Source organism: Bacillus sp. 1A (assembly GCF_052682215.1).
In genome coordinates, this window is sequence record NZ_JBQYLZ010000001.1 from 935,916 (window position 1) to 949,817 (window position 13,902).

Annotated in this window: 13 protein-coding genes and 2 pseudogenes; 6 read left to right on the forward strand and 9 right to left on the reverse strand. The window is 31.5% G+C overall.

From position 1 onward, the window contains the following. The first annotated feature begins 319 nt into the window (after positions 1-319). Positions 320-457 (forward strand): DUF3956 domain-containing protein, encoded by a 138-nt coding sequence (locus ACUN0F_RS04730; protein WP_000376554.1) that lies wholly within the window; start codon positions 320-322, stop codon positions 455-457. A 145-nt stretch (positions 458-602) separates the two neighbouring features. Here the strand turns inward: ACUN0F_RS04730 and ACUN0F_RS04735 are convergent, their stop codons facing one another. Next, positions 603-794 (reverse strand): hypothetical protein, encoded by a 192-nt coding sequence (locus tag ACUN0F_RS04735; protein WP_131935137.1) that lies wholly within the window; start codon positions 792-794, stop codon positions 603-605. Between the two features lie 300 nt (positions 795-1,094). Continuing rightward, positions 1,095-1,373 carry a hypothetical protein gene (locus tag ACUN0F_RS04740; protein WP_131935138.1) on the reverse strand — a complete coding sequence of 93 codons (279 nt, stop codon included), beginning with the start codon at positions 1,371-1,373 and terminating at the stop codon, positions 1,095-1,097. 1,592 nt (positions 1,374-2,965) lie between these two features. Here ACUN0F_RS04740 and tnpA point away from each other — a divergent pair. Beyond that, complete coding sequence (gene tnpA, locus ACUN0F_RS04745; protein WP_046956862.1) at positions 2,966-3,364, forward strand: IS200/IS605 family transposase; 399 nt, start codon at positions 2,966-2,968, stop codon at positions 3,362-3,364. Between the two features lie 11 nt (positions 3,365-3,375). Beyond that, positions 3,376-4,488: an RNA-guided endonuclease TnpB family protein gene (locus ACUN0F_RS04750; protein ID WP_131935140.1), complete on the forward strand. Its 1,113-nt coding sequence runs from the start codon at positions 3,376-3,378 to the stop codon at positions 4,486-4,488. Positions 4,489-6,186: 1,698 nt separating this feature from the next. Here ACUN0F_RS04750 and ACUN0F_RS04755 read toward each other — a convergent pair. The 5 genes from ACUN0F_RS04755 to ACUN0F_RS04775 all read right to left on the reverse strand — a co-directional run bounded on the left by ACUN0F_RS04755 (position 6,187) and on the right by ACUN0F_RS04775 (position 10,164). After that, positions 6,187-6,894: a DUF1510 family protein gene (locus ACUN0F_RS04755; protein WP_445539190.1), complete on the reverse strand. Its 708-nt coding sequence runs from the start codon at positions 6,892-6,894 to the stop codon at positions 6,187-6,189. 235 nt (positions 6,895-7,129) lie between these two features. Continuing rightward, entirely contained in the window at positions 7,130-7,564 is a 435-nt protein-coding gene (locus tag ACUN0F_RS04760; RefSeq protein WP_131935144.1) for a sodium:proton symporter, read from the reverse strand. A gap of 1,534 nt (positions 7,565-9,098) precedes the next feature. Beyond that, positions 9,099-9,317, reverse strand: coding sequence for a helix-turn-helix transcriptional regulator (locus ACUN0F_RS04765; protein WP_131935142.1), 219 nt, complete (start codon positions 9,315-9,317; stop codon positions 9,099-9,101). Beyond that, entirely contained in the window at positions 9,307-9,660 is a 354-nt protein-coding gene (locus tag ACUN0F_RS04770; RefSeq protein WP_445539191.1) for a DUF3796 domain-containing protein, read from the reverse strand. The genes ACUN0F_RS04765 and ACUN0F_RS04770 overlap by 11 nt, the downstream gene beginning before the upstream one ends. A 237-nt stretch (positions 9,661-9,897) precedes the next feature. After that, positions 9,898-10,164 (reverse strand): hypothetical protein, encoded by a 267-nt coding sequence (locus ACUN0F_RS04775; protein WP_087983654.1) that lies wholly within the window; start codon positions 10,162-10,164, stop codon positions 9,898-9,900. A 402-nt stretch (positions 10,165-10,566) separates the two neighbouring features. On the opposite strand from ACUN0F_RS04775, the gene ACUN0F_RS04780 reads away from it, so the two are divergent. The 3 genes from ACUN0F_RS04780 (at position 10,567) to ACUN0F_RS04790 (ending at position 11,962) form a co-directional block, all read left to right on the forward strand. Beyond that, positions 10,567-10,677, forward strand: a complete 111-nt coding sequence (locus tag ACUN0F_RS04780) for a YjcZ family sporulation protein (protein WP_000540371.1) — start codon at positions 10,567-10,569, stop codon at positions 10,675-10,677. Between the two features lie 98 nt (positions 10,678-10,775). Continuing rightward, positions 10,776-11,072: a transposase gene (locus ACUN0F_RS04785; RefSeq protein WP_048563396.1), complete on the forward strand. Its 297-nt coding sequence runs from the start codon at positions 10,776-10,778 to the stop codon at positions 11,070-11,072. 8 nt (positions 11,073-11,080) lie between these two features. Next, positions 11,081-11,962, forward strand: a complete 882-nt coding sequence (locus ACUN0F_RS04790) for an IS3 family transposase (RefSeq protein WP_445539192.1) — start codon at positions 11,081-11,083, stop codon at positions 11,960-11,962. 43 nt (positions 11,963-12,005) lie between these two features. Here the strand turns inward: ACUN0F_RS04790 and ACUN0F_RS04795 are convergent. Both ACUN0F_RS04795 and ACUN0F_RS04800 read right to left on the reverse strand, forming a co-directional pair. Continuing rightward, positions 12,006-12,914: pseudogene (locus ACUN0F_RS04795) on the reverse strand (hypothetical protein); the annotation flags it as partial. Between the two features lie 30 nt (positions 12,915-12,944). Next, a pseudogene (locus ACUN0F_RS04800) lies at positions 12,945-13,897 on the reverse strand (hypothetical protein). Positions 13,898-13,902 lie beyond the last annotated feature (5 nt).

The following is a 13,902-nucleotide window of genomic DNA, read 5'->3' on the forward strand; positions in this document are numbered from 1 at the left end:
ATAATAGCTCATGCATATCCCACCAATCCCATTAATCGCCCCCCTGATACTATCTAAAAGTTATTATTGTTTTATATATGCTATTTCAGACTAACTTTTAGATGGATTCAAGGTATGATTTTAATGATTTTTCACATCACTTCCCCGCATCTTCTAAAAGAATTAACTTTTAGAAAGACAAAAAGAACCCTTCTCTTTCGTTGTGTTCATTTGTTTAAATGGGCTAATCTATTAATTCTATTAAATTCATTAATTCAACTATTACATAGTATTGTTTCATTCATATACTATATTAGATTGCTAGAAAGGAGGCGTAACCATGGATAGTTGCGTTGTGTTTGTAAATGGACAACCTTTTTTAGTTCTTTCAGTCGCGGGTATCGAAATTGCTAGATTAGAGATTTCTCTCCAAGTAGCATTAGCTTTAAGAGTGCTCGGAATACCAATCTGCGATTAATTAACGTACCGCTAAAAAAGAGGGCATTAGCTCTCTTTTTTTATTTTCTCCTTATCTTTTCTTAACAATAAACAAGACGCTGCCCAAATCATGGCAACGCCTACAATAATTGCTATAAACTTAATCAAACTTATTTATCTTCACACTATTTATTTCTTTGCTTCCATACCCCATTCTCTTTACGATAAGTATTCTTGCTATCCATGAAGTCAGCTGTATTACCAGGAATGCTATATTTTTTATTCTTTTTCTTAGCTTTCTTCTTCAGCCTTTTCTCTTCTTGAATAGCTTGCAAATCCGCTTTCCATTGTTTCAACAAATCCTTTTCACGTCGCATCGAATTTGTACCCCTTGGATTAAAATGTGAACCAAATAACTAGATTCTACCTATTTATATAGATATCCTTTAATCCGAGTATCCATTTTGTTCATATTATCGTTTAACATATACCAATTTATGTTTTTCCTTCTAAATAAACCAAGATATATTAAAATCTCCCCATTTTAGGGTTCTTTTTGTTTTTATACGGTATCATCTTTTTATTACTATTCCTTAACGTGTAGGAACAAAGCGTATAAATATATGTTTAATGTGTGATTTCTACATAACAAAGAAAAAAGCATCCGTATTGGATACTTAATGGATACTAATATTAATATTAAATAACTTCATTGATAGACTTTCTAGAACAATAAATATACTAGCTGAAACTGATCTATATCCGATATTCTTTCCTGTAACATTAAGAGTAATCTCCTCTAAATGGGTTTTCACATCGTCTTTTTCAAAAATTTTATCTTCGACCTTTTCAACTATTGCTACATTATCCACTTCTTTAAAAGTTTTCATTAATTTTGCTTCTAATAAAGTAAAATCAAAATTTTCATCTTTAACCACATCAAATTTTATTTTCATTTTTCTTTCCCCATTTTTAACTAGTTAATATATTAACATCAATATAATTATATATATTTGTATTAAATAATTCAAAAAATATGTTTTATCAACTTGCTCATAGTTAACCTATCTAATAGAGCGCGAAAAATAAAAACCGGAAGAAGTTCCTCTTCAAAGGTCAAAATCACTTACAACCTTCTCCAAGCCACCGCATCATGTAATTTTTCAGCTCATATTAGATATGCGGTTGTCAAAGGGCATGTACATAGAACTTATCGCTATTTTCATAATTATGGATTTAACAGATACCCCTTTAAATACATTGCACTGGAGAGATTTTCTAGGTTCTGCATGAGGTACAGCCATTGTATCTGTAGGGATTTTTACTTTAAGTAACTTGAATTTAAAATAAATCCCCCGTCAATACTGTATGTAGGCTGTATGCCACAACTCTTTTGAAATAGTTTTCTTTTTATAACCTTGTATTGTGAAGTTAGCTTTTGCTAGTTTCTCTTTTATTCGTGCCATTATTGACAAGCTTTCATACAATATATTCATTCCATTTTTATAAATTAAGCTCGTCACTTGAATTATAAAAATGGGATTAAAACCTATAGCCTTTTCAGGAATCATACATATTTTATTTCTGAAAAAGTACTTTATTTTACTGAAAGGTGGTTCCAGAAACAACCACCTTTTTGTTTATGACAAAAGGATTATTTTTTTAAAAATTTTCCCTACTAAAAATCAATAAATATCTTATAATTGTTATATTTAAAATATATTTTTTAGGAGCAGATAAAATGCCAGTTACACTCGAACTTATTCTTCTTATTCTTTTAGCAATTAGTGCTGTTGGCTATTTGATAAAAGAATTTCAAAAAACTAAGAAAAGAACCCTTGGAATAATACTAGAATTTTTAGTTCTTTTCTGGTCAATATGGAGAATAACGACTATCATAATCTAATTTGTAAAATATAATCTCCTGTGAATAAAACTCAATATTTCGTCAATATTGTATATGACATTAGATTTTCTCCTTGTTCCCCCTTCGAGAACCGAGTAGTTAGCTTTTGCTGACTGCTCTTTGTTTGTAAAAATACACTCAATTGACAAGAAGCGCATATAATATTTTGCGTTCCTTTCTTTATAAAATAGTGGTTACAAAATGGATCTCGTCACAAGAGCACTTTATTAAGTGCTCTTTTTTGGTATTAAACTAAAAAAAATGAAATTTTTTATGAAAATAGCCTTTTTATTTAAGATAATAGCCCTAATCAATTGAACAAATTCACCATTTATTCATCACTAAATCCATGTTAAAATCTCTTGTGAGTACGACGTGGCTCAATCTTATGAAGCTATGTAACATTTTCTGCGAGGCTTATTTTTTTTCAACAAGCCGTTAGTTAATTGTGCTGACTACCTTGATGTACAAAAATACTTTTTTAACGAATTCCCCGAAAGAATTCTCCTTCCTCAAGCGTGTGAAGGGCGTAGACCAACGGTAGGTGGGAGATGAATTTCGGTTTGGCGTAGCCAAAAGGTTTTGCATTTTATATTGCCTCTGATATAATCAGTCTTATAAATTATAAAGGTTGGTATATCAATGAAATTAGATAGTAATAACCATTCAGTATTCTCGTTGTATTATCACCTTGTATTGGTCGTGAAATACAGAAGAAATGTATTTGATGATGATATGTCAGACTATGCAAAAGATATGTTTGTTCGACTATCTGAAAGCTATAACATCACATTAGTTGAATGGAATCATGATATAGATCATGTTCATATTTTGTTCAAGGCACACCCTAATACAGAAATGACAAAATTCATCAATGCTTATAAAAGTGCAAGCTCTCGACTAATCAAGAGAGACTTTCCACAAGTGAGAAAAAAACTATGGAAAGAGATGTTTTGGTCAAGAAGTTTTTGCTTACTAACTACTGGTGGTTCATCAATAGACGTAGTAAAAAAATATATTGAAAATCAAGGTGAAAAGTGAGGTGAAATGATATGACAAAGCATAATAAAGCATATAAATTCCGTTTGTATCCAAAAGAAGATCAAGCACATCTTATGCTTAAAACCTTCGGTTGTGTACGTTTCGTGTATAACAGAATGTTAGCCGAACGGAAAGAAGCGTATGAAAAACACAAAGATGATAAGGAACAACTAAAGAAACAAAAGCTTCCCACTCCTGCGAAATACAAAGCAGAATTTGAGTGGTTAAAAGAAGTTGATTCATTAGCATTGGCAAATGCTCAACTAAACTTGCAAACTGCCTATAAGAATTTCTTTAGTGGTCAAAATGACTTCCCAACATTCAAAAGCAAAAAAGACAGAAAGTCTTATACAACGAATGTAGTGAACGGAAATATTATGTTGCTTAACGGTCATATCAAATTGCCAAAACTGAAAATGGTACGTATCAAACAGCATAGAGAAATACCACAAGACCATGTAATCAAGTCATGTACGATTTCTATGACACCTACTGGTAAATACTATGTGTCTATCTTGACTGAATACGAAAAAGAGATTGTACAAAAAGAAGTAGAAACAGTTGTTGGATTAGACTTTGCGATGGATCGATTATACGTCAGTTCTGAGGATGAGAGAGCCAATTATCCTAAGTTCTATCGTGAAATGTTAGACCGATTAGCAAAGGCACAACGAGTATTATCAAGAAGAACAAAAGGTTCTATTCGTTGGAATAAACAACGTATCCGTGTAGCTAAGTTACATGAAAAAGTAGCGAACCAACGTAAGAACTTCCTTCATCATATGTCTAAAGAGTTAGCTACGCATTTTGATGTTGTAGCTATTGAAGATCTAAATATGAAAGGAATGTCGCAAGCACTTCATTTTGGAAAAAGTGTCGCTGACAATGGTTGGGGTATGTTCACTTCTTTTTTAGCTTATAAACTACACGAACAAGGCAAACAACTTGTGAAAATAGACAAATGGTTTCCTTCCACAAAAACATGTAGCAGTTGTGGAAATATGAAAAATATGTCATTGTCTGAGCGAGTATATTCTTGTATATGTGGTGTAAATCTCGATAGAGATTATAACGCAGCTATCAATATCAAAAATGAAGCAATACGCCTATTAGCGTTAGCATAGATAGCAATAAAATAACCCTTGGAACGAGGGAGTTAGCTCGGTTGTCTTAGGACGAATTCGTTAGCTATCAAAAGTAACGACTAACCGAGAAGCCCCCACTTCAAACAGTCCATTAGGACGTTAAGTGGCGGGTAGTTCACTACATTTATGAACCATCATGTGTTATCTTCATTACGTTCTTTTCTTATAATGTCGTGTGAAATATACCATGACTTGAAGCCCTAGACTCCTAATCCTAAAGCTTCTTCATTTAAATAAGGATTTGGTTAAAAACTTACATACAAATGTTTTTCATTATATAATTAATTTATCAATATATAAGGATTGTTAATTATACCAAAAACAATACTGATTTTGGTATATATTTGTTTCGGATTGAGTGCAGTTTTTAGCTTAATAAAAGAATTAAAAAAACACAGAAAAACCAGTTCTTGATTTTAGTTGATTCTCTAATTTTGCTAGGAGCTTTATTCCTAGTAGGTAGTATCTTTATCTAAATTGCATAACTAGAACTCCATTAAATATCAAAGCATCCTAGCACAAGCTAACTGCTTTTTTATTAAAGTTAGCCCTTCTTTATACCGATTTGTCTCTTGAGTGTTAGGAGAAATTCTAGCCTTTTCTGTTAAAGAGGAGCTTCTACGCCTGAATAAAAATCAATATTCTGTGAACACTATACTTGCATCTAGATTATCATCTATAGAACGAGCAGTTAGCTTTTGCTAGCCGCTCTTTTATTTACGAAAAAAAATAAGATTCTATATAATAATTTTTCTTTATTTCTCAATATAAAGAGCCTTGGATTTTTGTTAACAATCTTTTATTATATGATTAAAGAGTAATTAAAAGACTTACTCTTTGCTATTGAGGGAAGAGCCTGAGGGCCATATCAGGCTCTTCTTTGTTTATATACCATGTATTAAAATAACGACTTTATACACCTTTATTCTTTTCACAAATAAAATATTTATTATACGTAATATAACGATTATGTTATAATAATTTATGAAACATCACGTGTTTCAAATACAACATTTTTTGATGGCCTCTTATCTTTCCGTAAGAGGTCTTTTTTTATAACTAATTTGTTTAAATTTACCTTAATTTTTATTGTTTTTTCTGAACATTCAAATTAATAAATGTATAATATAATTAAACTATTTGTATGAGAGGTGATTATTATGAACTGATAACAAAAATTCAATCCAAAGCATCTCTTTTTCCGCATGTATAATTTATTGTCACTTCATATATTTGTCTTAACGTATGTTTACCGTCGTTTTCTAATAATGTTACAAATTATTTTTGAGACAGTATTTTGTTACGGCTAGTTAAACCGTTAGGATATTTCATATTTTCAAATATAAAATATCACAAAAACGGACGTTTATGTTACAAATATTAAAGAAAAACAAAGTTTAGTAAAAAATGTATTGATATAACCTATTTTCACACGTATCTCGGCGAAAAAAATAACAGAAATTTTATAAATATATAACAAAAAATAATCTATTTACCTACATAAAGTAGGCGCATAGATTATTTTTTTAATAGACTTCCAAGTTTGTCCGCATCAGGATCTAACAAATGAGTCCAAGTAATTAATGTTGTCAACATAACAAAAAGAGTCCTGATTGATACGGACTCTTTGTTGAGCTTTTACAAAAGTAAACTTTTAAACACATAATTACATTTCTATTATTTTAACACCTGAACAGATACTGGTTTCCATCCCTGATTCTCTACCCAATCAATATCAACCTTATATTTTTTATTACTTTGCTTATCTCGTACATTACCGTAGGCTTTATTATTACCATTATTCCCAATAAAATCGAAAATCAATTGGCTCTCTGGAACATCAACAGCATAAGAAATTGCTTTTTTCATCTCACTCCAATCTACTGTTCCTTCTTTAAATTTCATTTCAGGTTTTGCTCCTTGCTCTGTACCAATTGGCTTCCAAGAAGAATTAGTTTGAGAACCCTTTTCTTGAGATACCGTTTTTTCTCCCTCTTTATTTTCATTTTCGTTTTCATTCGTTTTTACCGATTTTTCTGCTTTTAGTTTCCCTTCTAACTGTGCTGCTTCTTTATCTTCACTTTTCTTCTCTTCCATCTTTGTTGCTTCTTTATCTTCATTCTTCTCCTCTTCTATCTTTGATGTTTCTTTATCTTCATTTTTCTTCTCTTCTATCTTTGATGTTTCTTTATCTTCACTTTTCTTCTCTTCTATCTTTGTTGCTTTCTTTTCTTGAGCAATTGCTTTCTTTGATGCATCAGAAGGGGTAAACAACTGGTATGTCACTATACCAACTGTCACTAATATCAAAGTAAATGCAATATTAAAAATCGCCTTTTGACGACGATTCTGTTGTTTTTCTTGAAACCTGCTTACTTGTCCCATTCTTTAAACCTCCGTGTTTATTTTCTCCTCTACTCTTTATGCATTATCCCTATAATTCTTAATATTTTTATTAAATAATAGAAATGAACTACACTTTCCATACAGGATTTCATATCATAATAAAATTTGTTTTTTCAAGCATCTGACATATGTTATTCAAAATAGTTTAATACATTAAAAATTGATAAGCTTCGGCACTTAAGAAACCTTCAATTTTATTCAAAGGTGATTCCAATTACGTCCACATTAGATCTCCTGTAGAAAGCTTTTTAACAATTAAACCTCTTCTTCCCTTATTTATAATTTTTAAATTAAATTTCCCTCTATAGTATAATAAAGATGTTTCGTTTTCTAATGGGGTATGTCGTAAAATCAAAAGGGATTTTATCTCTTTTACCTTCTTTTCAGAGTAAATTTCACCACTAGGAAATTCTATTATTCCTAATGTAATCTTTAATTCGCTCTCATCAAAAGGCCACTCCTTATTAAGTTCCCTTATCTTTTGTATAAAGCTTCTTTTGGTTTTTCCTATATATAGCAATGTTATATTCTTAGCATCTACTCTAGAGATTGTAAATATCCCCTTCTTAGAAGCTTCTTCTCTATTATAAAAATCATTTATACTATACAATCCATACCATTTAATATGTACTGTTTCTATGAATCTCACCTCATTTTTAGACAATATTATAATTTCTGAATGTTCAAATTATTATAGGTGCATAGTCTTGATTACTTGAATTATAAATTGTGCTTTTCAATAATACATTTTATTATTACTAATTTCAATATATAGTTTAATTAAAAATCTATATAAAAAACAAAGTGATGTCGTACCTAATATTTTATTTTTCACGATATTAAACTATTGTGAAAAAAGATAGAGCGATATGAAATAAAATATAATGTGTATGTACGTACATTTCTTTTTAAAAGAAATTTTGTAGTTTGCAACCGAATTACAAAATATATAGATTTTTGGAAACTAAATTGTTAAAAAGGACTACATAGTTTAGTAGCCCTTTTTAAGTCCAGAAATCTGTATGATTTATGTTTTTACCTGCTAACCTCCGTAATGCATTAATAAGCTTGTTTGGATTTTTAAATGAACAAAAAATATATCTTGCAAATAATGTAAAAACCATTTAAGTACAGCCTCTGTTTTAGGACTCCTGATCGTTATTTTTGTTAGTGGTATTATTATATTTCTATTTTAAAATATGATCCCCATATTATATGAGATTGTAGCAGGAGCAATGGGAGGATTAATGGCATAATGATTGGTATTATGATATCTCAATCCGAATTGTATATCATTGTAATACTATTAATGATATTGTTTACAGCTACTTTGGTTACCATGAGTCGATGAATTCGTAGTCAACCTGTAAGAATCTACTTCCTTATTTTTAGGTGTGTCTTCACTACTATCATTCTCTTGTTAATCGTATTTCACAATTGTCACTGTGCATCAGCTTGATACAATTGTATTAGATGGGGGCCAATACATATTATTAAAATTAAGATGGTTCAAGTCGGAGAAAGGACACTCAATGATTGTCTTTTCTTTATTTCTCAATACAAGAACTTTAAAAATATACTATTATTTAAATGCAAATTCCCTTTTGTGCAATGAGATAGTAATACCCAACAAAAGACCCACCTATTTCCGTAGGTGGGCCTTATCTTTATTACACAATACCAAATTATACTCTCATTTTTTTATAAACTTTATGCAATTATACATATCCATAAAAATTACAATAAATAAATATTACATATAGTAAAATAAAAATGTGGATACATTCTATAAAACAGATTCTTTTGAAAGGCGTAACATATCAATTATTATAGAAAGTGTGGCGTCACTCTAATACTGATCTCAAATCTCTTGTATTTTGTAAACTAACAATCTGGTGTATATAGACGATTCTGTTTTATAGGATGTGTTTACAGGTATAACAAAGGGATAATACGGATAAGTTTATACTAAATGAATGTGGTTCAAGTCGGAGGAAGGCACCTTAGGGTGTCTTTTCTTTATAAAAAACTAATTCACTTTTTCCTTGTATAATTGCTCATATTACTTATAACTTATATGCATTTTTATAAAAAAGTATCGAGGGTACCCCAAATGGTAATTACAAAGACTCCATTTTAAAAGAATATTAAATAAAATAGAGTCTCTTGTTAGAAATCTGAATTTAATTTTTATACACAACATATTCTTCAAACCAAAACAGAACTTCAATAGGCACTTTTAAAACCTTTGCTATATCATAAGTAAGTTTGAATGAAGGATTATATTTTCCATTTTCAAGATTGCCAATTGTTTCCCTTCTAACACCCACCTCTTTGGCTAAATCTTCTTGAGACATATTTAACCTAACTCTATATTCTTTTATTCTAGTCTTAAGTAGCATCTTGCATTCCTTTCTTTTCTCTACGCTCAAATATCTCTAAATTAATTATAAATGTGCCTAAAGGTATGAAAACTGAAATTATAACGAATAACCGAATTATATGTAAACTTTCTAATATAAAAACACTTAAGAGTAGTATACTGCCTAGTACTAGTGCTACGAAAAAAGCTCTTGTAGCGGCGATCCGAACATGCAGCATAAAAAGCTCATCTGGTACTACTTTTGCATATGCGAAGAAGAAGAAGAAGAAACCGAAAAAATAATATGCCCATGAAATATTACCTAAAAATGTAAACGGACCTAAAAAACCAAGAAGCCCTAAATATGCTAATTTATTTTTCATACAAACCCCCTATGTGATATATTTCTCTCTTTATGTTATAAATATATCACATAGACATGATAATAAAAAGGACTGAAAACAGTACAACGTCTTTATAAACGTCATGAATTCATCTAAAAGTTACACCAATATTACTTAACGTGGTAAAATAATAGTTGGATGGGAATCCAATACATATTATTAAAATTAAGATGGTTCAAGTCGGAGAAAGGACACTCATTGAGTGTCCTTTCTTTTTTAACAATATTCAGGTTCATATAACCCGTATAACTGTCCACCCTTTGTAACAGTTCCTTTTAAATAATGTTTTATTCCATCTTTTATCACTACCATAGGCATATCTTCTTTTTTAGCATAAGGAAAAGCCTTATAATCACATGATGCAGCAATTGACTTCTTACTATTATTCAAATTATTATCAGTATCTACAGCTGCGGATGCTCCTGTAGCACCAGACAGCATAAGCCCAGTTGCTAAAGCCCCTAATACTAATTTCTTAAACATAATAATTCCTCCTCAAATATTTTTATAACTTGCACTTTAAATGTATCACCTTTGTAATTTTTGTAAATATTTTGCATATGCAGAAATATTTGTTTGAATTTTAGTAATTTTGGGATTTAATTTTATCAACTGTAAAAGGGAGGGTTTTAGAACAATATGTAATAATGCATAATATATTGGTCGGATATTATGATATACTCACAAAGAGCTGATACAAAATTTCTTTAGATTGGAAAACTAAAGTCTTATCTACCTATGGAAAAGGCGCCTAATGGCGTCTTTTCTTTATTTTCAAAAGGACCTGCTCATTTCTTTCTTCAAAACATAAGGTAAAATGAACCCGTTAAAATCCATGCAATGAATCCGAGTTTTCCCCCCTTATCTAAAGGAGGAACTATTGTTATGGGATATGGTGGTAGTTGCGGCGAAGGCTGCGGTTTTGCTGGAGGATTTGCTTTATTAGTTGTATTGTTTATTTTGTTGATTATTATTGGCTGCAGTTGCTTCTGCTAAAAAACTATTGGAAAAGACACTCGAATTGATATGATCCCCTTATAGTAGACAGTAAAAAGAAAGCACATTAATCTGTTTACTATGGAGGGGATTTTTCTATGGGCAAAATTAGAGTAACTTATGATATAGAATTTAAGAAAAAAGCAGTAGATTTATACTTGAAAGAAGGAATGGGATACAAAACGGTTGCTAAAGAATTAGGAATTGATCACTCGGTAGTAAGACGTTGGGTGAAACACTTTGAAGCTGAAGGTATCAAAGGACTAGAAGAAAAACGTGGTAAAACGAAAGGTCCAGGTATAGGTAGACCAAAAAACAATCCAGAAGATCCAGAAGCTAAAATGAAACGATTAGAAGCGGAGAATGCAATGTTAAAAAAGCTCTTAGGGATGTAAAAGGAGGAGTGGAATCTGTACCAAAAACGAGGAAGTTTGAAGCTATCAAAGGGCTATCAGAAAAAGGTTATGCAGTTACCATTCTATGTGATATCGCTGGAGTAACTAGAGGTGGGTACTACAAATGGATTAAGCGACAGTTGACGCCTTCTGAAAAACAATTGGAAGATACCGAAATAAAAAAGAAGATATTGGAGTGTCATAAAAAACTTAAAGAGATTTATGGATACAGGAGAGTACAAGTTTGGCTGAAAGCCACTTATAACCTTCATTTTAATCACAAACGTATACAAAGGTTGATGGGTGAACTAGGTATCAAAGCCATTATTAGGAGAAAACGACCTTATTACGGGAAGAAAGAGGCTTACGTGATTTCAGATAACCATCTGAACAGGGATTTTCAAACTTCCAAACCAAACGAAAAATGGGTAACAGATATTACCTATTTGATTTTCAATGGACAGAGATTGTACTTATCCGCTATTAAAGACCTATACAACAATGAAATTGTTGCCTATGAAATTAGCCGTAGAAATGACCTGAAACTAGTACTAGACACACTTAAAAAGGCAAGAAAAAAACGAAACGTGAAAGGGATTCTCCTGCATAGTGATCAGGGGTTCCAGTACACATCTCGTCAATATCATCAACTACTCAAAAAATATCAGATGAAGGCTAGTATGTCCAGAAAGGGAAACTGTTGGGACAATGCTTGTATAGAAAGCTTCTTCAGTCACTTTAAGTCAGAGTGTTTTCACTTATACTCTTTTCGCACAGCTGATGAGGTTAAGTTTGCTGTGCGCAAATATATACACTTTTATAATCACCAAAGGTTCCAAAAGAAACTAAATAACCTGAGTCCCTATAAATATAGAACTCAGGTTGCTTAGTTGTGTTTTTTGAATACTGTCTACTTGACAGGGGTCACTTCACTTCTTGGTTGGCCAATAAAACCTTAATAAAATGGTCAAAGTCCTGCTCTGTTTCGTTTTTCAGCTCTTGATCCACTATAGGATTCTTTACGATATAATTTATTCTTCCTTGCTTCCATTTTGGAATTGATAATATATCAGATTCCTTCTGTAGCATCTCCTTATACCGCTGTAGCATAAATTCACTACGATAATTTTCTGGTGCTTCTGTATATCCCTTTAGTAACGGATACGTATAGCCATCATCATATAGATTCTCTATATAGTTCACATCAATCCGTAGTTCATTTAAATAAGCAGCTAAAAGATGCGAAACGAAGGTAGCTCCACTTCTTCTACTCATACTGGCCACAACAATTGTTCTTCTAGGAATAGCAATACCAATTTGCTTCTCATATACCGGCTCAAAAGCCAATTTATACTGTTTTTTAATAATTGTTGCTTTTGGCGTTTCCTCCTGAATAGACTTACGCTTTTGTTTGTTTTTAAATAGTTTGGATTTAGAGGCAGATTCATTGTTGCTACCTCCCTCTAATTCACTTGATACTCCCTCTTCTTCCTCACCAACTGGAACGTCGGGCAATTTCGTTTGTTGCGGCGCCTGACTTGCTCCTACAATCTCCGCTACATTTTTAATATCTGATTTCTGCAGCAACTGCGGGATGACTTTATTATCAATATCAATTTTACGAGAGTTAAAAATGTCATAGATACCTAGATAAATCAGTTTCGCCAAAAACTCATCATCATTTTCACGCTCTGTAAATACCACTATACGAATATCCCGATTAAAGCGAATATCTCTTAGTTTCTGTAAGATAATCAATTCACGTTTCTCTTCATGTCCCGTACCAATAAAATCCTCACGTAAATATGCCGTATATACAGTATCACTAATAGCTAAAACGATTTTTTCCCCATAGTTAACCTCCTACAAACTCTAACGTTGGATTAAAATCATGTTTTCAATTGGAATTTGTGCCTGAAGATGAACCTTCCCAATAATCTCATTCAGAATATACTCCATTTCAACTTGTTCCATTGGACGTGGAGCCCCAAAATCAGAACTTAGTTTTACTCGTATTTCTAATCGGTCTTGTATCTCATGTAAAGGTGTATCAAGATATAGAATGCTGTAGTATAAAACACCATCTTCAATATTTTTTGAATCATATCCTTTGTTTGATGAATAAATGTAACCTCAGCAACCTCAATAAAAGGATCATCTATCGTTACTTTGCTATTCCAATTTAGATTCCAAATCTCGCAATGTTGTTCTGCATGCACAACAACTCCATTTATTGAAGGCGTAATAGCAAAAAGACGATCTACAGGAACTTGGGTTAACGAGGTAACATCACCTTTCTCTAATTCAAAACCTTTTTCCAATCGCTCATGTTCAAAAGCACATTCAGCACCAGCGAATGCAATTTCACAAAATACTTGTTCTAGTAATGGACGAATCCCCTCATATGTTCGTATGGCAAAGACACAAAACTCCTGTGTTTCATCTGTTCGAATAATTTCGTATAATTCAAATTCAGATGCATTCGCTAAGGTAAAAGGAAGATCTTTCATAAAGTTCGGATCAGTATATAAATTATCTGAAATTTGTGTTTCAGGATGATGTATAAACTCTAGGCAAAGTTGATACCCTTTTAAAAACGCATTCTTAGCTGCTGCTGGGAATAAAGTTTCGAAACGTTTTACATTGTTTTTAAATTTTTGTTCTTCAACTTCGTTATTAAATTCTCTTTCTTGTAGAATATTCGTTCTATTACCTAACTGCAAAAAATAATGATTTATCATACGATTAATACTTTTCTCAAATGTTGTATTATCCTCACAATACTTTGTAAATCTCTTTTTACTCAAGGTTACAATTTCATTCATAGCTC